The organism is Afipia sp. GW821-FHT04G03 (genome assembly GCF_059419985.1).
Genome location: NZ_JBWKSV010000002.1, coordinates 616,717 through 633,775, shown reverse-complemented (window position 1 = coordinate 633,775; position 17,059 = coordinate 616,717). Strand labels below are relative to the sequence as shown.

Annotated in this window: 16 protein-coding genes and 2 pseudogenes; 8 read left to right on the top strand and 10 right to left on the bottom strand. The window is 62.6% G+C overall.

Translation table 11 applies throughout. The features are described 5' to 3' along the window. Window positions 1–103 precede the first annotated feature (103 nt). Together AC07UB_RS12295 and AC07UB_RS12290 are read left to right on the top strand one after the other, a co-directional pair. Window positions 104–1,186: pseudogene (locus AC07UB_RS12295) on the top strand (hypothetical protein); the annotation flags it as partial. 276 nt (window positions 1,187–1,462) lie between these two features. Then, window positions 1,463–3,007: pseudogene (locus tag AC07UB_RS12290) on the top strand (autotransporter family protein); the annotation flags it as partial. Between the two features lie 258 nt (window positions 3,008–3,265). Here the strand turns inward: AC07UB_RS12290 and AC07UB_RS12285 are convergent. From AC07UB_RS12285 to AC07UB_RS12275, 3 genes are all read right to left on the bottom strand, one after another. Further along, entirely contained in the window at window positions 3,266–3,466 is a 201-nt protein-coding gene (locus AC07UB_RS12285; protein WP_494653223.1) for a DUF3551 domain-containing protein, read from the bottom strand. A 118-nt stretch (window positions 3,467–3,584) separates the two neighbouring features. After that, complete coding sequence (locus tag AC07UB_RS12280; RefSeq protein WP_494653221.1) at window positions 3,585–5,441, bottom strand: GGDEF domain-containing protein; 1,857 nt, start codon at window positions 5,439–5,441, stop codon at window positions 3,585–3,587. Window positions 5,442–5,752: 311 nt separating this feature from the next. Continuing rightward, window positions 5,753–6,001: a DUF3551 domain-containing protein gene (locus AC07UB_RS12275; protein ID WP_494653219.1), complete on the bottom strand. Its 249-nt coding sequence runs from the start codon at window positions 5,999–6,001 to the stop codon at window positions 5,753–5,755. Window positions 6,002–6,209: 208 nt separating this feature from the next. Between AC07UB_RS12275 and AC07UB_RS12270 the strand changes: the two genes are divergently transcribed. Beyond that, a complete protein-coding gene (locus AC07UB_RS12270; protein ID WP_492791228.1) occupies window positions 6,210–6,461 on the top strand; it encodes a hypothetical protein in 252 nt (83 codons plus the stop codon). Between the two features lies 1 nt (window position 6,462). Here the strand turns inward: AC07UB_RS12270 and AC07UB_RS12265 are convergent, their stop codons facing one another. The 4 genes from AC07UB_RS12265 to AC07UB_RS12250 all read right to left on the bottom strand — a co-directional run bounded on the left by AC07UB_RS12265 (window position 6,463) and on the right by AC07UB_RS12250 (window position 9,433). Continuing rightward, the gene (locus AC07UB_RS12265) at window positions 6,463–6,696 is read right to left on the bottom strand and encodes a hypothetical protein (RefSeq protein ID WP_492791229.1); all 234 of its coding nucleotides are present in this window, start codon (window positions 6,694–6,696) and stop codon (window positions 6,463–6,465) included. A 45-nt stretch (window positions 6,697–6,741) separates the two neighbouring features. Continuing rightward, on the bottom strand, window positions 6,742–7,656 hold the full coding sequence (locus tag AC07UB_RS12260; protein ID WP_492791230.1) for a DMT family transporter: 915 nt from the start codon (window positions 7,654–7,656) through the stop codon (window positions 6,742–6,744). 75 nt (window positions 7,657–7,731) lie between these two features. Continuing rightward, complete coding sequence (locus tag AC07UB_RS12255; RefSeq protein ID WP_494653216.1) at window positions 7,732–8,076, bottom strand: AtuA-related protein; 345 nt, start codon at window positions 8,074–8,076, stop codon at window positions 7,732–7,734. A gap of 4 nt (window positions 8,077–8,080) precedes the next feature. Beyond that, window positions 8,081–9,433, bottom strand: a complete 1,353-nt coding sequence (locus AC07UB_RS12250) for an acyclic terpene utilization AtuA family protein (RefSeq protein WP_494653214.1) — start codon at window positions 9,431–9,433, stop codon at window positions 8,081–8,083. Window positions 9,434–9,508: 75 nt separating this feature from the next. Between AC07UB_RS12250 and AC07UB_RS12245 the strand changes: the two genes are divergently transcribed. Beyond that, window positions 9,509–9,835: a hypothetical protein gene (locus AC07UB_RS12245; protein WP_492791233.1), complete on the top strand. Its 327-nt coding sequence runs from the start codon at window positions 9,509–9,511 to the stop codon at window positions 9,833–9,835. Window positions 9,836–9,890: 55 nt separating this feature from the next. Continuing rightward, the gene (locus AC07UB_RS12240) at window positions 9,891–10,565 is read left to right on the top strand and encodes a dienelactone hydrolase family protein (protein ID WP_494653211.1); all 675 of its coding nucleotides are present in this window, start codon (window positions 9,891–9,893) and stop codon (window positions 10,563–10,565) included. A 1-nt stretch (window position 10,566) separates the two neighbouring features. Here the strand turns inward: AC07UB_RS12240 and AC07UB_RS12235 are convergent, their stop codons facing one another. The 3 genes from AC07UB_RS12235 to AC07UB_RS12225 form a co-directional block, all read right to left on the bottom strand. After that, a complete protein-coding gene (locus AC07UB_RS12235) occupies window positions 10,567–11,133 on the bottom strand; it encodes a polysaccharide biosynthesis/export family protein (RefSeq protein ID WP_494653209.1) in 567 nt (188 codons plus the stop codon). A 92-nt stretch (window positions 11,134–11,225) separates the two neighbouring features. Next, on the bottom strand, window positions 11,226–11,879 hold the full coding sequence (msrA, locus tag AC07UB_RS12230) for a peptide-methionine (S)-S-oxide reductase MsrA (RefSeq protein WP_494653207.1): 654 nt from the start codon (window positions 11,877–11,879) through the stop codon (window positions 11,226–11,228). A gap of 114 nt (window positions 11,880–11,993) precedes the next feature. Continuing rightward, window positions 11,994–12,311: a hypothetical protein gene (locus AC07UB_RS12225; protein ID WP_492791237.1), complete on the bottom strand. Its 318-nt coding sequence runs from the start codon at window positions 12,309–12,311 to the stop codon at window positions 11,994–11,996. A gap of 321 nt (window positions 12,312–12,632) precedes the next feature. On the opposite strand from AC07UB_RS12225, the gene rpsT reads away from it, so the two are divergent. The 3 genes from rpsT (at window position 12,633) to dnaN (ending at window position 17,050) form a co-directional block, all read left to right on the top strand. Further along, window positions 12,633–12,899, top strand: a complete 267-nt coding sequence (gene rpsT, locus AC07UB_RS12220; protein ID WP_492791238.1) for a 30S ribosomal protein S20 — start codon at window positions 12,633–12,635, stop codon at window positions 12,897–12,899. A 1,253-nt stretch (window positions 12,900–14,152) separates the two neighbouring features. Next, window positions 14,153–15,640, top strand: coding sequence for a chromosomal replication initiator protein DnaA (gene dnaA / locus AC07UB_RS12215; RefSeq protein WP_492792726.1), 1,488 nt, complete (start codon window positions 14,153–14,155; stop codon window positions 15,638–15,640). Window positions 15,641–15,931: 291 nt separating this feature from the next. Beyond that, window positions 15,932–17,050 carry a DNA polymerase III subunit beta gene (gene dnaN / locus AC07UB_RS12210; protein WP_492791239.1) on the top strand — a complete coding sequence of 373 codons (1,119 nt, stop codon included), beginning with the start codon at window positions 15,932–15,934 and terminating at the stop codon, window positions 17,048–17,050. Window positions 17,051–17,059 lie beyond the last annotated feature (9 nt).

The window sequence follows — 17,059 nt, the reverse complement described above, 5'->3', positions numbered from 1 at the left end:
TGGCAACAATTGTCATTGACTAGGCTTTGCAGGATGCGCGTCGCACCTCGATGGCGGAGCTGAGCCCCAATCGGTGCACGCTGGGCCGGGAGGGGTGCAGAGAATGGTGCAACGCGGGGCGAAGGGCGACGCAGATACCATCAGCTTCCGGCGATCCTTGTTTTTGACAACGGCGATTGTCACGATTGTCACCACGACTGCCGCCATGCGGTCAGCATCCGCACAATCGGTGTCAGGTACCGGTAATTTACAGCCGGACAAAAGCAACATTCAGACGTCGAGCTGGATAGTCGGCTCCGATCTCCGTGTTGGTAATACCGCTACGGGCTCATTGGACATCACAGGGGGTGGCAGCGTCACCAATAACGATGGCTATATAGGCTACGGTGTCAACGCCACCGGGACAGTCACGGTCTCTGGCGCCAATGGCAGCACTGCATCGACCTGGACCAATAACGGCGATCTCGTTGTCGGTCAGGACAGCAACGGCACGCTCATCATCCAAAATGGTGGCAAGGTCAGCAATGCTGACGCCTATATCGGCGCCGGGACCGGCCAGGGCAACGTCACTGTCTCGGGCCGCGACACCAACGGCAACGCCTCGACCTGGACCAGCACCGGTCAAATCAATATCGGGGAAAGCAGCACAGGCACGCTCCGCATCGAGGATGGCGGGGTGGTGAATAGTGCACTTGCCGTTATCGGCAACGATAACAGCGGCGCGAGTTCGGTCATCGTCACCGGCCACGACAGTAGCGGCCATGCCTCGACCTGGAACAATACCAACCAGATCTATGTTGGCGGCGCCGGCACAGGCACGCTCGACATCCTGAATGGCGGCTTGGTGAACAGCGGACAGAGTATTATCGGTTCCGACAGCGGTAGCGAAGGCAAGGTCACCGTCTCGGGCCGCGACGTCAACGGCAACGCTTCGACCTGGAACGCTGCGAACAACATTTACGTGGGTTTCTCGGGCAACGGCACACTCAACGTCTTGGACGGCGCCGCGGTGGCCACCAGTTCAGCTGGGGGCAGCGCGGCAACGATCTATATCGGGCTCATGAACGGCAGCACGGGCACGGTCAACGTATCGAGCAGTACCGGCAACGTCTCAAACCTGACAGCAACTGACCGCATCGAAGTTGGCGAAAGTGGCGCCGGCACGATGACCGTTGATAAGGGCGGGTTCGTGAGCGCTGGAAGCAGTGTTTATATCGCCATCAACAACACGAGTAGTGGAGCGCTTCATCTTAACGGCGATGCGACCGGGCGCGGCATTGTCGAAACCGGCTCGGTGATAAAGGGAGCCGGAACAACTGCTATCCTCGACCTCAACGGTGGCATTCTGCGTGCGAACCGAGATCAAGCCAATTTCCTGAACGGCTTTACGACGCTGACTGTGGCAGCGGGCGGCGCCTGGTTCGATACCAACGCGCACGACATTGGCATCGGCACAAATTTTTCAGGCTCATCGAGCTTCAACAAGCTCGGTCTTGGTCAACTGACGCTGACCGGGGACAGCTCGGGCTTTACCGGCGCATCGACGGTGTCGGCTGGTACGCTGGCCGTGAACGGCGTGCTGGGCGGCAACATGCTTGTCGATACCGCTGGACGGCTCGTGGGAACGGGCAGTGTGGGCAATGTCGCCAATGACGGCGTCGTTGCGCCGGGCTATGGCAATGCCATGGGCACCCTCACCGTCCAGGGCAACTATGTCGGCACTGGCGGACGCCTCGAAATCGCGACTGTTCTGGGCAACGACAGTTCGCAGACCAGCCGCCTTGCGGTGAACGGCACGACCTCAGGCCTTACGCAAGTCAGCGTCATCAACCGTGGCGGCCTTGGCGCGCAGACGGTGGAAGGCATCAAGATCATCGATGTAACGGGTGCGTCCAACGGCACTTTCACTCTCAACGGCAACTATGTCTTCCAGAGCGCACCGGCGGTGATTGCCGGCGCTTATGCCTATCGGCTCTTTCAAGGCGGCGTTTCCACGCCTGCGGACGGAGACTGGTACCTGCGTTCCGCCTTGTTCGATTCTGGTCAACCAAGCGGACCGCTCTACCAACCCGGCGTCCCGGTCTACGAGGCCTATGGCGCCAATCTGCAATCACTCAACGCTCTGCCAACGTTGCAACAACGTGTCGGCAACCGCGTCTGGGGTCCCGGCGCCAATGGCGACGGCAACGGAATTTGGGGCCGAACGGAAGGCACCCACGGACACTTCAGCAATGCTGCAGTGTCAACGACCGGTTTGGATCAGAACATCGATACCTGGAAGATGCAGGCGGGCGCCGATCGGGTGCTTGTCGATACCGACACGAGCGGACGTCTGGTGGCAGGCGTCAACATCTCCTATGGCGAGGCCACCAGCCGGATCAACTCGGTGTTCAGCAACGGCGCGCTGAAGACCAACGGCTATGGCCTTGGCGCAACATTGACCTGGTATGGTGTCACAGGCGTCTATGTCGACGGTCAGGCGCGGGTCAACCGCTATAGCAGCAACCTCAGTTCCGAACTTCGCGGCTCACTCGCCCACGACAATGGCGGCAACGGCGAGGCGTTCAGCATTGAAGCCGGCAAGCGGATCTCGTTCGGCGAGAGGCTTGGCATCACGCCGCAATTCCAGATTGCCTATTCCAATGTCCGGTTCGATCGGTTCATTGATCCGTCGGGTGCCGACGTGACGGCAGACAAAACCGACAGCCTGAAAACGCGCTGGGGAGTCGCGCTCGATCATCAGGGCGCATGGGACGGCGGCCGCAGCCGCGTCTATGGCATAGCCAATGTCAGCTACGAATGGCTCAATGGCATGCGCACGTTGGTCGCGGGAACACCCATCATCAATGCCGACGAACGGCTGTGGGGCGAACTCGGCCTCGGCGCGAGTGTAACGTGGCGCAAGGACCTCACCCTCTTTGGTGAGCTCTCTGGCAACACACCGTTCCGCGGTTTCGGCAACAGCTACATCCTCAAGGCCAACGTCGGTCTCCGCGCACAACTTTGATCGCAAGGGAAACTGCTGAACTCTTTGCAAGAATTTTCTAGATGTCGGTGTTGTCCGAATAGACATGGTTCGCATCATCGGCGGCGGCTTTGTCGGTCGGCCCTGATGCGGCTGGCTGCGCCTCCGGTTATTCGATCTGCGCGGCGGATAAAACGCCGTGGGCGAACTTGCCGTAAGGCGGCGTCAGACACCGCACGCGGCGACGGTCACACGCCACGGCAGATCAGGTTCGATCCGACCGGCGTCCGACGTTTGCGTCTAGCGGCGAGGTCCGCTGTTTCTCACGCAGGTTCCGGTGGTGCCGGAAAGCGCGGCCTGGCACTGCCTATAGCTGTTGTACTTGCAATCGCCCGGCCCCACCGAACTCTTCAGGCAGTAGCGATAGCTTCGCGCGTCGGCCCCGGTCGCCGAAAGAATGAACGCAACGCCGAGAGCCGCGACCAGAACAAAATATCGCATCGGGTCCTCCTTGTGGTTTCTCCGCAAAACCAAAGCCCCGATCACGGCTCTTGTTCCTGCCCGGTCAACACAAAAACACCGCCTGCCGCCTCGGCGACAGCTGGCGCCTGTAGCGCGGTCAGCGTGAACCGGCGGACTTTCGCGCGGGCGCGCCGATGTCCAGCCCGTCGGGCAAGACCGGTACGAGCGGCGGGGACCCGCTTCGCGCGCAGCGCACGCAATTGCGGCCGTCGGATTTGGCGCAGTAGAGCGCCGCGTCCGCGGCCTCGACCAGCCGCCGCCATGCGACCTGTCCGAGGCGTCCCCTGGCGACGCCGAAACTCGCCGTGACCGTCAGCCCTGTCCCGGTGGACAACTCGATTTTGTTCGCTTCCAGCGCGCGCCGGATTCGTTCCGCCAGCGCCATCGCTGCGTCGAGATCGCGGCCGGGCGTGAGAATCACGAACTCCTCGCCGCCGAAGCGCGCGAAGATGTCGTTCGCGCCGAGCATCGCATGCAGCAGCCGCACGCTTTCCTTCAGCACATGGTCGCCTTCGAGATGGCCATACCGGTCGTTGATGGACTTGAAATGGTCGATGTCGAGCAGGATCAGGCATGCGCCATCGGCCATCATCCGGCTACTGGTGTGGCTTTCGCCGATCATGTCCAGCGCGCGGCGATTCATCAGGCCGGTGAGGCCATCGGTCTCCGCCTGCTGCTTGAGCTGCTTCGTGAGCGACGCGCGCTCGACGATACTGTTGCGCAATATCCAGATGGCGTCGAACAGGCGGCGCATCTCGGTCGCGTGATGACGCTCCGGACGGAACACCGTGGGGCGGTCCTCCGCCAGCGCGATCACCGCATCCTGCGCACGCATCAGCGGGCCAAACACGAAGCGCTGCGCCGCGATCATCAGGCCAATCAGGATTCCGAGGATGGTCGCCGCCACCGCCACGGTCACTGCAAGGGTTGTGAGCGCGCTGTTGCGGGTTTCGGTCAGGCGCTCGATCGCGATGTCGAGAAACGCGCCGCGCAAGCGCTCCAGCGGCGCCAGCGTCTCGACGAAGCGGACCGTGAACTCATCCGCCGACATCGAATAATCGCCGGAGTAACGGCCTTCCTCGATCAGTCTGTCAACGATGCTGAGGCCTTCGCCGAAAAACATCTGCTCGGCATCGCGCAGGTTCGCCGCCAGCCGCGGATCGTCGCTTCCCGCGAGACTGTTGTCGCCGGCGAGATTCCACAATTCGAGAATGCGGCCGCGGGTCCGGTTGCTGTCGATGAAGTGTTTCAGCTGCATCGGCTTGCCGACCGCGACCGGCGCCATGACCTGCGATGCAATCCTGCCGCCGTACTCGCGCAGTTCGCTCAGGATCCGGCCGGTCATCACCGAACCCGCCAGCGCGGGATTCGACGCCGTCAACGCCCCGGCCTTCCAGGCCACCACGGACTGGAAACGATCGACGATCCGGAACATGCTCTCGATCACCGACTGCACGTCGTCGACGCCGCGGCGATTACGCGGAATCGACGCGACACGATCCACCTCCCGCCGCCCTTCCAGAAGCTGCGCGCGCACCGGCGCAAGCAACTCCTGCGGCACGCCCGCACCCGACCGCGCGGATAACTGATCGAGAATGGCGTCGGAGCGGGCGCGGAATGCGGTGAGCCGTTCACGCAGTTCCCCATGCGTGACGCCGGTATCGCCCAGCACGCTGTTGGACGGCCCGCGTTCGGCCGACAGAAGATTGGCGGCGGCGAGAATGAGCCGATAGCACTCCAGCCCGCGAAGATTGTGCCCGGCGCGGCGATAATCGTCGAACGAGCGGCCGATCAGGCTGACGGCAAGGATCGCGGTGCAGACGAATACGATTCCCGTGCCGATCGACAGCTTGCGGCGCAGGCTGCGGTCACCGCCACACGGCGCATGCCGTGCGACCTGACGCCTGACCCATTGCAGGAGAACTCCGACTTGACTGACGAACCGCGAGGTCATCGTTCCTGAACTTCCTTCAATGCGAAACGCGCACTCGCCTCCGTTGGCGCATGCAGGAACTGCGGTTGAGTAAGATGGCGCAGCCGGGATTGCAACCGGCAGCCTCCGGTGCCGTGACACCGCGCGTGGAGACGTGTCGCGCAAGTCCCGACAATGGCATCATTCCGCATGGCTGATGCGGACGCGTTAAGGAAAAATTCAGCCTAATGCATCGCGCCGGTGTTGATGACGGGGATAACGCAATGCGCGCGCACGTCACGCAGCGGATTCACGCTCGCCGCGGCCACATCGAATTGAGTTTTATGATCGCTTCAGGACCGTCGCACACGACGCTGCGGCGCGTTCTGACCGGCCGACGGAAGAAAGTAATTCGGCTGGCAAAAGCCGGCCGTGCCGGAGATCGCCGCCTGGCACTGCTCGAGTGTATCGTATAGGCAATCGCCGGCGCCCGCTTCGGTTTTCCGGCAGAATGGATATTGCTGCGCAGCCATCGGCCCCACGCTGAACATCCAGACGATTGCAGCCGCCGCAGCCACCCAACCGATGTTTCGCGCGCTCATTGCTTTCGATCTCCGGAGACCAGTTTGATCCGCACCCAAGCGGACCTTCGCCGCCCCCGGGCGTCAAGCAACGAATGAGTGAACGCGCGCGCAAGGCAGGAATACGAAGACCGCAGCGCCGCTGCAAGCGCGCTGTTCATGGCCGTCCTCGTGGTACGATAGGCTTGGATGACCGCGACGAACGCTTACGAAACAGGGGCCACGGCAGATGCGCAAGGTGATCGAGTTCGACGACGAGACCTGGCAGGCGCTGGTGCAGCTTGGCCGCGACCGGATGGCGACACTTCAGGAACTGGCCGATGAATCCTTCGCCGATCTCCTGAAGAAACACGGCGTGCCGAAAGACCTCAAGGACGCCCTGCGCCGAAGCGCGAAGATGGCCGCGCGCAGATCGAAGCCGTCGAAACAGCCGTCGGCGAAACAACCGAAGAAACAGCCGAGGAAATCATCAAGAAAATGATTTAGCCGTCGAGCCGCCTCAGCAGCACCAGAAGGCAGGCCACCGCCCCGATCACGATGGCAAAGCAGCCGAGCCCGATCAGCGTCGCCTTGAAGATGAACTCGCCGCGGAAGATCCATGCCGCGGTCCAGCACAGCACGGTCACCGACGGCGCGAAGATCAGGATCGGCAGCAGCGCCTTCTCCAGATTCGGCCGCGTCCGCGAACGTTTGCTGTCTGGGGATTTGTCCGCCATCCCGGCAGATTGCGGGAGGTGCGTCGCAGCGTCAATGACCCTGCATCATGTGACATCAGGCCGGCGCGACGGGATCGTCATGGCAGCGATGCCGACCACAACGCAGACCAGCCCGATCCAGACCGTGGGCGACAGCTTTTCACCCAGAAATACCACGCCGAGCGCGACCCCGATCGGCACGCGCAGGTAAGCCTGCGCGGTGGCGCCGACCGCGCCGAGCGCCTGGATCAGTTTGAAATAAATCACGAACGCCATCGCGGTCGAGAACACCGCAAGCACGATCAGCGCCGCGATGGAATCGGCCGACGGCGACAGCGTCCACGGCTGATCGATGGCCAGACTGAGCGGCGTCAGGAGGACTCCGCCGCAGATCAGCGATCCTGCCGCCGGCACGATCGGATCAAGCCCGGTGAAGTTGCGTCCGAACAGCGCCGCCGCGCCGTAGAGCACACAGGCGAGAACCAGAGCCAGCTGCGCGACGACATCCCGTCCAAGTCCGCCGAGCGCGTTGACACCGATGACAAGGCAAATGCCGGCAAGCCCGGCGGCGACCCCCAGCGACTGCCGTAACGTCGGACGCTCGTGACGGACGAACAGCATCGCCAGCAGGAAGGCGAAGATCGGCGAGTTCGAGCCGAGGATCGTTGCCAGCCCCGCATCGACATATCGAACCGCCCACGCAATCAGGATGAAGGGGACTACGCTGTTGAGGCAGGCCTGGATCATGAAGCGCTTCCACACCGCCGGATCCCGCGGCATCGGAATGCCGCGCACATTCATAATCGCCAGCAGGATGATCCCCGCGATCAGCGTGCGCCCGGCAATCAACGTCACCGGCGGAATGGTGGCGACGCCGACCTTGATCAGGGTGAAAGCCGCGCCCCACAGCGTCGCCAGCGCCAGCAGCAAAGCCAGATTGACCGCGGTGCGCGGACGTGGCGTCTCGATTGCGAGTGTCATGGGAGAGAAGCCACTTTCATTTCGCGGCGACATTAACCTGCCGGCGCCGTTTATTGTTTCGATCCGGGTCGAAGTTTATGCGCCGCGCAGCAGATTGCCGTATTGCTCCGGCACCTCGATCTCGAACCCGAGGATCGCCGCCGACAGCGCCTTGCCGTAGTTATCGAGGCTGAGGCTGCGCGACACGCCGCCGCCGAGCGCGCCTTCCGCCACGAAATTCAGCGCCGCGAGATTGTCGGCCTCAAAGCGCGTGACCTCGCCCTTGATCGCGCTGCGATAAAACGCCTTGAAACGCGCGGCGGTCAACTGCTGCTTCAGCAAGAGATAGAATTCGTCGCGATAGGCGATCACCGCGATGTTCGAGGTGTTGCCCTTGTCGCCGGAGCGCACATGCGCCACGCGTTCCAGTTTGATCAGCATGGCTCTAGCTCTCATACCACGTGATGACGGGCGGCACTTTTTCGCGCGGCACCAGCGTCGACCACACGCCGATGATTTCGCGGGCGCGGTCCTGATGCGGCACGCGCTTGCCGGTCATGGCGACGCCCGACACCGCCATGCCGTCGATCTCGCGTCCGACCTTCAACGCCTCATCGCGCGTCCTGCAGCGGGCCGCCACGCGCACCGCCATTTCATAAGGCTCCGGCGCATCGGGCGGCGTCGCATCGCCGTGAATGGCGTTGAGGCCGAGGAAATCGATCCGCAGGTCGTCGGCCTCGAGGCCCACGATGCGAAAGCGTTCTTCGAGAATCTGTTTCGCAAGTTTCGCGCGGCGCAGCGCGCCCGGCCCTGCATAGAAAAACATGTCCTCGCCGATGAAGCCTTCCATGCAGCCCATCGAGACTTTCAGGGTCGGCGTGCGCGGCTTGCCGCCGATGTTTGTCACGCGCATCCGGTCCGGACCGATCTCCTCCAGGCGCGCAGTGGTGAAATCCACCACCACATCCGGCGTGATGTAATTCGCCGGATCGTGCACCTCGTAGAGCATCTGCTCCTTCACGGTCATGGCGTTGATCGCGCCGCCGGTGCCGACGACTTTCGCGATCACCGCGCTGCCGTCGCTTTCGACTTCCGCGATGGGGAACGCGAGATCCCACGGGTTCGGCACGTCCTTGAAACCGGGATCGGCGAAATAACCGCCGGTGACTTGCGCGCCGCATTCCAGCAGATGCCCGAGGCCGCTGCCCGCGCCGAGTTTCGCGAAGTCATCCGCGCGCCAGCCGAATTCGTGCATCATCGGCGCGAGAAACAGTGACGGGTCCGCAACGCGCCCGGTGACGACGATATCCGCGTCCTGACGCAAGGCTTCCACAATCGGCTCCGCGCCGAGATAGGCTTCCGCCGAAATCAGATCGGCCGCGATGGAGCTAACGGGCGCGCCGTTTTCCAGAATGGTGCCGCCGAACGCGGCGATCCGGTCGGTGATGAGGCTGCCGGAGACGGCGGCGACTTTCTTTCCCTTTGCGCCGTGCTCGCGCAGCAGTTCGACGATGCGCTGCGCCGCGCCGTCCGGATTGATCCAGCCCTGATTGCTGATGATCTTCGTGCCGCGCGCGAGACATCCCGGCAGCACGGCCTTCATGCGGTCGTCGAGATAGGTGTCGTAGCCGGGGAACGACGGATCGCGGCGCTTGCGCACCTGCGCTGCGGAAACGGTCGCCTCCGCCATGGTCTCGAAACAGAGATAATCGAGATCGCCCCGCTCGGCGTTGAGTTTCGCCGGCTCGATGCGGTCGCCCCACCACGCCGATCCCGCACCTATCCGCAATGTCGACAAAAAATTGATCCTCACCCGCTCTTTTGATTTGTCTTTCGGCTTGCCTTGACCGGCAAATCGAAGAACACTTTGACCATGAAACTACTTGCCTTCACAGCGCTTGTCGCCCTCGCCATTGCGCATGGCCCTGTGCATGCCGGGCAGTTGTCGCCTTCGCCGTTCACGACAACGCTGTCCAACCACACGCCGCTGGTGTTCGGCATGAGCGCGGAGGATGCAGCCTTCGCGCTCGGGCAACCGCTGAGCTATGTCAGCGGGCGGCCGGGCAACGAAATCTTCGTCGTGATCCGCAATGTCGGGGCCCGATGGTCGTTCCGCGACGACCCGCTCTATCTGCAATTCCGCGGCGGCCGCCTCACCGGCTGGAAGGCCGACTGGAGCCGCAACTGGATGTGGCAGTAGACAGGCCTTCTCCGCATCCCCTCTCAATTCCAGAGCAACATGGAAGGACGTCCTGATGGGACAGACTGTGACATTGACCGCGTCGGACGGATTCAAGCTCGGCGGCTATCGCGCCGATCCCGCGTCCGCGCCGAAAGCCGCGGTTGTGGTGATCCAGGAAATTTTCGGGGTCAACTCGCACATCCGCAACATCTGCGACCGTCTGGCGAACGAAGGTTATGCCGCCATCGCGCCCGCAATCTTCGACCGCATCGAACCGAACTTCCAGTCCGGGTATTCGCCCGATGAGGTGGTGGTGGCGCGGAAATTCGTCGCCGCGCCGGACTGGCGGGCGATGCTGCGCGACACGCAGGCCGCCATCGATGCAGTGAAAAGTATTGGTCCTGTCGGCATCGTCGGTTTTTGTCTCGGCGGCAGCGTCGCCTATGCGGCGGCGACCAAGCTCTCGGGATTAAGCGCGGCGGTCGGCTATTACGGCGGCGCCGTGGTGCGTTTCGCCGACGACAAACCGGCTGTGCCGACGCAATTGCATTTCGGCGAGAAGGACAGCGGAATTCCGCTGACCGATGTCGAGGCCATCAGGGCAAAGCGGCCGGATGTCGAGGTGCTGGTCTATCCGGGCGCGCAACACGGCTTCAACTGCGACGAACGCGCCAGCTACGACAAGCCGAGTGCGGATCTCGCCTGGCAGCGGACGCTTGCGTTCTTCGCGAAAAATCTGAAGGCGTGACCTAGAACCACCGCTCGGCGACAACGATGGTATCGCCGGGCCTGAGAAGCGTGCCGGGCGGCACGATAGCCTGCGCGGCTCCGGCTTCGCCGACCCTTGTCAGCTTGATGCCGCTGCGCTCGGCGCGCGGCGTGAAGCCGCCAGCGATCGCCACTGCACTCTCCACCGTCAGCCGCGGCACGTAGGGATACTGGCCGGGTGCGGCCACTTCGCCGAGGATGAAGAACGGCCGGTAGCTCTCGACTTCCGCTGCCACATACGGCTCGCGCAGATAGCCCTTCTTCAAACGCCCGGTAATGGCGGCGGCGAGTTCAGCGGGCGTCAGACCGCGCGCGGGGACCGATCCGATCAGCGGCATGGTGATCGAACCGCCGGCGCCGACCGTGTAGGTGTTGGTGAGGCCGTCCTGACCGAAGACGACGACGCGCAGCTTGTCGCCGGCATCGAGACGATAAGGCTCGTCCAGCGGCGCAGGCCCCGTCGTGACATAGGCGGGCGTCCGCATGCAGCCGGACACGGCCAGCGCAGCAACAACGACAGCGATCAGCGACAACCGCGACGCACGCATGAAACGCTCCGGGCCTGTCCTCTTGTGAGAGACAGGCCCGGTTTGCGGCAATTATGGTTAACAAAGGGTAAGCGGGACTTTGCCGCCTCGCATTACGCGTTCACACCCACTCCGATCGGGCACGACACGCCGGTTCCACCGAGGCCGCAATAACCCGCGGGATTCTTCGCCAGATACTGCTGGTGATAATCCTCCGCGAAGTAGAACGGACCGGCCGGCGCGATCTCGGTGGTGATCGAGCCATAACGCTTGGCGGCGAGCGCCTTGTTGTAGGCGTCCCTGGAGGCCAGCGCGGCTTTCAACTGCGCGTCGCTCGTGGTGTAGATCGCCGAGCGGTACTGCGTGCCGATGTCGTTGCCCTGACGCATTCCTTCGGTCGGGTTGTGACTTTCCCAGAACGTCTTCAGCAGCGCGTCGTAAGACACCTTCTTCGGATCGAACACCACCAGCACCGCTTCGGTGTGGCCGGTGCGGCCCGAGCAGGTTTCCTCATAGGTCGGGTTCGGCGTCGATCCGCCGGCGTAACCCACTGCCGTCACGTAGACGCCGTCCATTTCCCAGAACTTGCGCTCTGCGCCCCAGAAACAGCCAAGACCGAAAATCGCGGTCTCAAGGCCTGCGGGATAAGGTCCCTTGATCGCATGGCCGTTGACGAAATGGGTTTTTGCTGTGGCAAGCTCCGTCGCGCGGCCCGGCAGGGCATCGGCGGCGCTCGGCACTTCAAGGGATTTGCGGGAGAAGAACATGGCGCACTCCTTATGGATCGGCTCACTCTATATATGTCTCTACGCAGCCTGTATCAGGACGTTACACCGGCCCGCTCATCATATGTCCGGCACCGCCCTTGAAAGACCGGCGCGTCAGTTCCGCGAATAGCCGATCAGCGGCTTGCTCGGCCGGAACACCAGCATCAGCACGATGCCCAGAATCCCCAATACGGCCCAGGCCGGCTGGTTGAGCAGCAGCTTCATCACGCTGTTCCAGAGCAGTGGTGACACGCCCTCGACCAAGGCCTGAAACGACTGCTGGCTGGCCTGATTGATGTCGTTCCACAACTCGCCGAGCCGCGTGATCCGGAGCGTCTGGTCGGCAATGGTCCGGGCTCCGTCGTAAACCAGCGACAGGAAGCCGATGACCAGCAGAAACAGCCCGATCAGACGAAAAAACCCGCGGATCATCGTTCACCCCATGCATTTCAGATGTATTTCAAGTACTTCGTCAGGACCGGCCGCCCCCTCGAACCCCTCTGGCAGCCCCAAAATGGGTCCGGAAAACGTTGACGGTTCAGACCAGTATCCCTATAAGAACCCCGACTGGCGGCGGGCGCAATCCTGCCGCCGATGTTCTTTAGGAACGTGATCTTTTACGACATGTTCTTTGTGAAGAACATTTCACAGAACACCCTGTTTTCACCCTGCATCGGCCGAACGGTCGATTGATCAGTCTGGCGGCTCAAGACGACAGCCGCGGACTGACGGACCGAGAGAAACCGAGAGACCATGGCCAACACAACCTCTGCCAAGAAAGCGACGCGCAAGATTGCCCGCCGCACCATCGTCAACAAATCGCGCCGCACCCAGATGCGCGGCTCGGTTCGTAACGTCGAGGAAGCCATCAAGAACGGCGACCGTAACGCGGCGCTCGAAGCGATGAAGCTGGCCGAGCCGGATCTGATGCAGGCTGCGCAGCGCAACATCATTCACAAGAACAACGCGAGCCGGAAGGTGTCGCGCCTCACGCACCAGATCGCGAAGCTCGCCAAGTAATCGGCTGAGCAACTGCTCGGCTCATCCGTTCGGGTGATCGCACAACTGCTTCTGTGCATCGCGCAAGCCGATCGCGAAAAAGCCTACCGACAAAAGCCCGGCAAACGCCGGGCTTTTTCTTTTCGTTGCACTGCAGCCGGTGACGTTCGTTCGCTGTCATGCATGACGATCGGCGGTGAGTAGGTACTTCGCAACACCGTCGCGCAACGATCGCGCGTCGTCAGCCGCACGTCCTAAAGTGTTTTGAAATAGCAAGCCCGCCGACGCGTCCGCGCCGAACCGCGCGTGCGGGTTACCCTTGTCAGCCGATCACGAAAAAACTCGCGCGACGAAGACCTTATCGGCATAGCGATGAGCAGCACTTGGAAAACGCGTTCGCCGCGCAGTGAATCATAAATTATTTATGAACGACGTTTTAGCAACCGGTCGATTTGTGACAGTTATCCGACTTGTCGAATCTCTGCACAGATTCAAAACCTTGCAGTTTCGTTCCCTGGCGCGGTTCGTTTCACATCGGCGCCAAGTCGCTCATCGCGCGCGCTATGAAAAATCAATTCCGTTGCGAGCCGCCGTACCTCGTGTATTTCTTATTACGTCGCGTCGCCCACGGCTCTTCTGATCAGCGCGGTTTGAGAACCTTGGGCGGACATGCAAGTCAGTTTCGGTGTGCAAGTTAGCGGCGCTTTCCAAGCGATGGCAGGGTTCGAGCTCACGTGATTTGTGGGAGCGGTGCTCTGTGTGAAAATCTCTCCGACACGGCGCCAGACCATTTCAGGCCCGGCGTAACAAAGCGAGAGAACGGACAGGCGGAAGAATCCGCCGGCATGGAAGGCAGCGGGTAAAGACGGGGTTCGACGGGCGAGACGAAGCGGGTAGAGCCTGACCGGTCAACTGGTCGGGCGGAACAAAAGACTGAACAGATCAAGACGACAACAACTTGCCGCGGCGGTCCTGCGGCAGGAGGGGGAACTTCATGTCCAAAAACCAGCGTCGGCTGAGCAATCTTACCGTATTCTTTTTCAGCGAAGTCATTTCAGTGATCGCGCCGGTCGCGCCCTGCGGCCCTCCCTACCCACATAGTCATCGCTAACGCCACACGCGCCTTCCTCTCCACAATCCAGCGATGCCCGCGGCGAAAGCGCCGATGGCGGAGCGTCCGCGGATGACGGGAGAAGCGCATGTCGGCGTCGGCCTCATCAATTCATGGCGCGCAGCGCGCCGGACCGGAACTCAATCAGAAGATCACAACGCAAATGACAATCTCGGCACAGACCATCCCGGCAAGCATCGAACTGGCGGATACCGAACGCAACCAGTGGGCGCGCTTCAAGGACCGGCTTCGCACCAACGTCGGCGAGGACTTCTACACGAGCTGGTTTGCCCGCATGGACCTCGAACGCATCCACGACGACTGCGTCCACATGACGGTGCCGACCAAATTCCTCAAGAGCTGGATTCAGGCCCACTATGCCGACCGTGTTCTGAGCTGCTGGCAATCGGAAATTCCCGACGTCAAGCGCGTCGAGCTGACGGTGCGCACCGCGATGCGCTGCGCGCCTCCCGTGAAAGACATCAAGGCGCCGCAGGACCAGCGCCGCGCCGACGTCGGCGCCGGAACCAGCCGTCCGCCGGGCGAACTGCGCGCGGTCGCCACCGCACCGGTGTCCGCCAGCCACGATGCGCTCGGCGGCTCGCCGCTCGATCCGCGCCTGACGTTTGCGACCTTCGTCATGGGCCGCTCCAACACGCTGGCCCACGCCGCCGCCCGTCAGGTCGCCGAAGGCCGCCGCGGCGACAGCGTGATGTTCAATCCGCTCTACATCCATGCCGGTGTGGGCCTGGGCAAAACCCATCTGCTGCAGGCAGTGACCTGGGCCGGCAATTCGGCCGGAAACTCCGGCAGCGAGCGCAAGGTGCTTTATCTCACCGCCGAGAAATTCATGTACGGCTTCGTCGCCGCGCTGAAATCGCAGACGGCGCTCGCCTTCAAGGAAGCGCTGCGCGGCATCGACGTGCTGGTGATCGACGACCTGCAATTCCTGCAAGGCAAATCGACGCAGTCCGAGTTCTGCCACACGCTGAATGCGCTGATCGATGCCGGCCGTCAGGTCGTGATCGCCGCCGACCGGCCGCCGTCCGATCTGGAAAGCCTCGACGACCGGGTGCGCTCGCGTCTCGCCGGTGGCCTCGTGGTCGAGATGGGTTCGCTCGGCGAAGAGCTACGGCTCGAAATCCTGAAATCGCGCGTCTCCGCCGCGAAGGCGCATCACGCCACGTTCGACGTGCCGATGCCAGTGCTGGAATATCTCGCCCGCACCATCACCCATAATGGCCGCGACCTCGAAGGCGCGATCAACCGCCTGCTGGCGCACAGCAAGCTCAACGCCACCGCCGTGACGCTGGAAATGGCCGAGCGCGAAGTGCGCGATCTGGTGCGGCCGATGGAGCCGAAGCGGGTCAAGATCGAGGACATCCAGCGCGTCGTCGCCCGGCAGTACAATGTGAGCCGCTCCGACCTGCTGTCGTCCCGCCGCACCGCCAACGTGGTTCGCCCGCGTCAGGTCGCGATGTATCTGGCCAAGACCCTGACGCTGCGCTCGCTGCCCGAGATCGGACGCCGGTTCGGCGGACGCGACCACACCACGGTGCTCCATGCGGTGCGCAAGATCGAGGCGCTGGTCGCCAAGGATGTGTCGCTGTGCGACGAGGTCGAATTGCTGAAGCGCCAGCTTCAGGAATGACCGCGTTTAGCCAGGCCTGCGAAATGGTCTGGAAAAACCCGCAATAACAAAGGGGGAAAGCCGCCTTCGGGCGGCTCGCACCCTTGCGCTTCCGGCTCAACCGCGCCACCTTACGGTCCCCCGGGGACCCGGTGAAACATCTGTTTCAGCAGGTTTACGGGTTCAGTCGCCGGGGCGCGCTCTCCAGCCCCCGGCACCTCCAATAACGATGTGGACCTGTCCGGGCGGCTCCGGACTTGCTCCAGAACTCAAGACTTTGAAACTCAAGAATTGGGATCGGGCGGAATTGTCATGAAGGTTACCGTCGAGCGGGCGCAACTGCTGAAATCGCTGAGCCATGTTCACCGCGTGGTGGAGCGCCGCAATACGATACCGATATTGGGCAACGTGCTGATCCGCGCCGACAAGTCGCGCCTCAGCTTGAAAGCCACCGACCTCGATCTCGAAGTCACCGAAACGCTCGCGGCCGAGACCGGCACCGGCGGATCGACCACCGTTCCTGCGCACATGTTCTACGACATCGTGCGCAAGCTGCCCGATGGCTCGCAGATCGTGCTGGAAGGCGACGGCGACCGCTCGGTGCTCGCGATCCGCGCCGGACGTTCGCGCTTCACGCTGCAAACCCTGCCGGAAAGCGATTTCCCGGATCTTGCCGCCGGCGAGATGACGCATTCTTTCACCCTCGCCGCCGCCGACATGAAGCGGCTGATCGACCGCACGCAGTTCGCGATCTCCACCGAGGAGACGCGCTATTACCTCAACGGCATCTACCTCCATGCGGCGGGCACCGCCAAGGCCGCGACATTGCGCGCGGTGGCGACCGACGGCCATCGGCTCGCGCAGGTCGACTTAGCCTTGCCGAAAAGCGCGGAGGGAATGCCGGGCGTGATCGTGCCGCGCAAGACCGTGGGCGAAGTGCAGCGCCTGATCGAAGACAACGAGGCGGAAATCAAGATCGAATTGTCGCAGGGCAAGATCCGCTTCACCATCGGCGACGTGGTGCTGACCTCGAAACTGATCGACGGCACATTCCCGGACTACGGCCGCGTCATTCCGCAGAACAACGACAAGGAACTGATCGTCGACAAGAAGGATTTCGAGGCCGCCGTCGACCGCGTCTCGACGATCTCATCCGAACGTGGACGCGCGGTGAAACTCGCGCTCTCCGCCGGCAAGCTGATCCTGTCGGTGACCAATCCGGACTCAGGCAGCGCGACGGAAGAACTCGAAGTCGAGTATGCATCCGATCCGCTCGATATCGGCTTCAACTCGCGCTACCTGCTCGACATCGCAGCCCAGATCGAGGGCGAGGTCGCGGTGTTGCGTCTGGCCGATCCCGGTTCGCCGACGCTGGTACAGGACAAGGATTCCAAGGGCGCGCTCTACGTCCTGATGCCGATGCGGGTGTAGGAACCCGCA

Bases quoted from the DNA above. Each gene is read 5' to 3' on its own strand.
- rpsT (WP_492791238.1), top strand. From the start codon at position 12,633: ATGGCCAACACAACCTCTGCCAAGAAAGCGACGCGCAAGATTGCCCGC.
- AC07UB_RS12280 (WP_494653221.1), bottom strand. From the start codon at position 5,441: ATGACCTCGCGGTTCGTCAGTCAAGTCGGAGTTCTCCTGCAATGGGTC.
- AC07UB_RS12240 (WP_494653211.1), top strand. From the start codon at position 9,891: ATGGGACAGACTGTGACATTGACCGCGTCGGACGGATTCAAGCTCGGC.
- dnaN (WP_492791239.1), top strand. From the start codon at position 15,932: ATGAAGGTTACCGTCGAGCGGGCGCAACTGCTGAAATCGCTGAGCCAT.
- AC07UB_RS12255 (WP_494653216.1), bottom strand. From the start codon at position 8,076: ATGCTGATCAAACTGGAACGCGTGGCGCATGTGCGCTCCGGCGACAAG.
- AC07UB_RS12275 (WP_494653219.1), bottom strand. From the start codon at position 6,001: ATGAGCGCGCGAAACATCGGTTGGGTGGCTGCGGCGGCTGCAATCGTC.
- AC07UB_RS12225 (WP_492791237.1), bottom strand. From the start codon at position 12,311: ATGATCCGCGGGTTTTTTCGTCTGATCGGGCTGTTTCTGCTGGTCATC.
- dnaA (WP_492792726.1), top strand. From the start codon at position 14,153: ATGACAATCTCGGCACAGACCATCCCGGCAAGCATCGAACTGGCGGAT.
- AC07UB_RS12285 (WP_494653223.1), bottom strand. From the start codon at position 3,466: ATGCGATATTTTGTTCTGGTCGCGGCTCTCGGCGTTGCGTTCATTCTT.
- AC07UB_RS12245 (WP_492791233.1), top strand. From the start codon at position 9,509: ATGAAACTACTTGCCTTCACAGCGCTTGTCGCCCTCGCCATTGCGCAT.
- msrA (WP_494653207.1), bottom strand. From the start codon at position 11,879: ATGTTCTTCTCCCGCAAATCCCTTGAAGTGCCGAGCGCCGCCGATGCC.
- AC07UB_RS12260 (WP_492791230.1), bottom strand. From the start codon at position 7,656: ATGACACTCGCAATCGAGACGCCACGTCCGCGCACCGCGGTCAATCTG.
- AC07UB_RS12265 (WP_492791229.1), bottom strand. From the start codon at position 6,696: ATGGCGGACAAATCCCCAGACAGCAAACGTTCGCGGACGCGGCCGAAT.
- AC07UB_RS12235 (WP_494653209.1), bottom strand. From the start codon at position 11,133: ATGCGTGCGTCGCGGTTGTCGCTGATCGCTGTCGTTGTTGCTGCGCTG.
- AC07UB_RS12270 (WP_492791228.1), top strand. From the start codon at position 6,210: ATGCGCAAGGTGATCGAGTTCGACGACGAGACCTGGCAGGCGCTGGTG.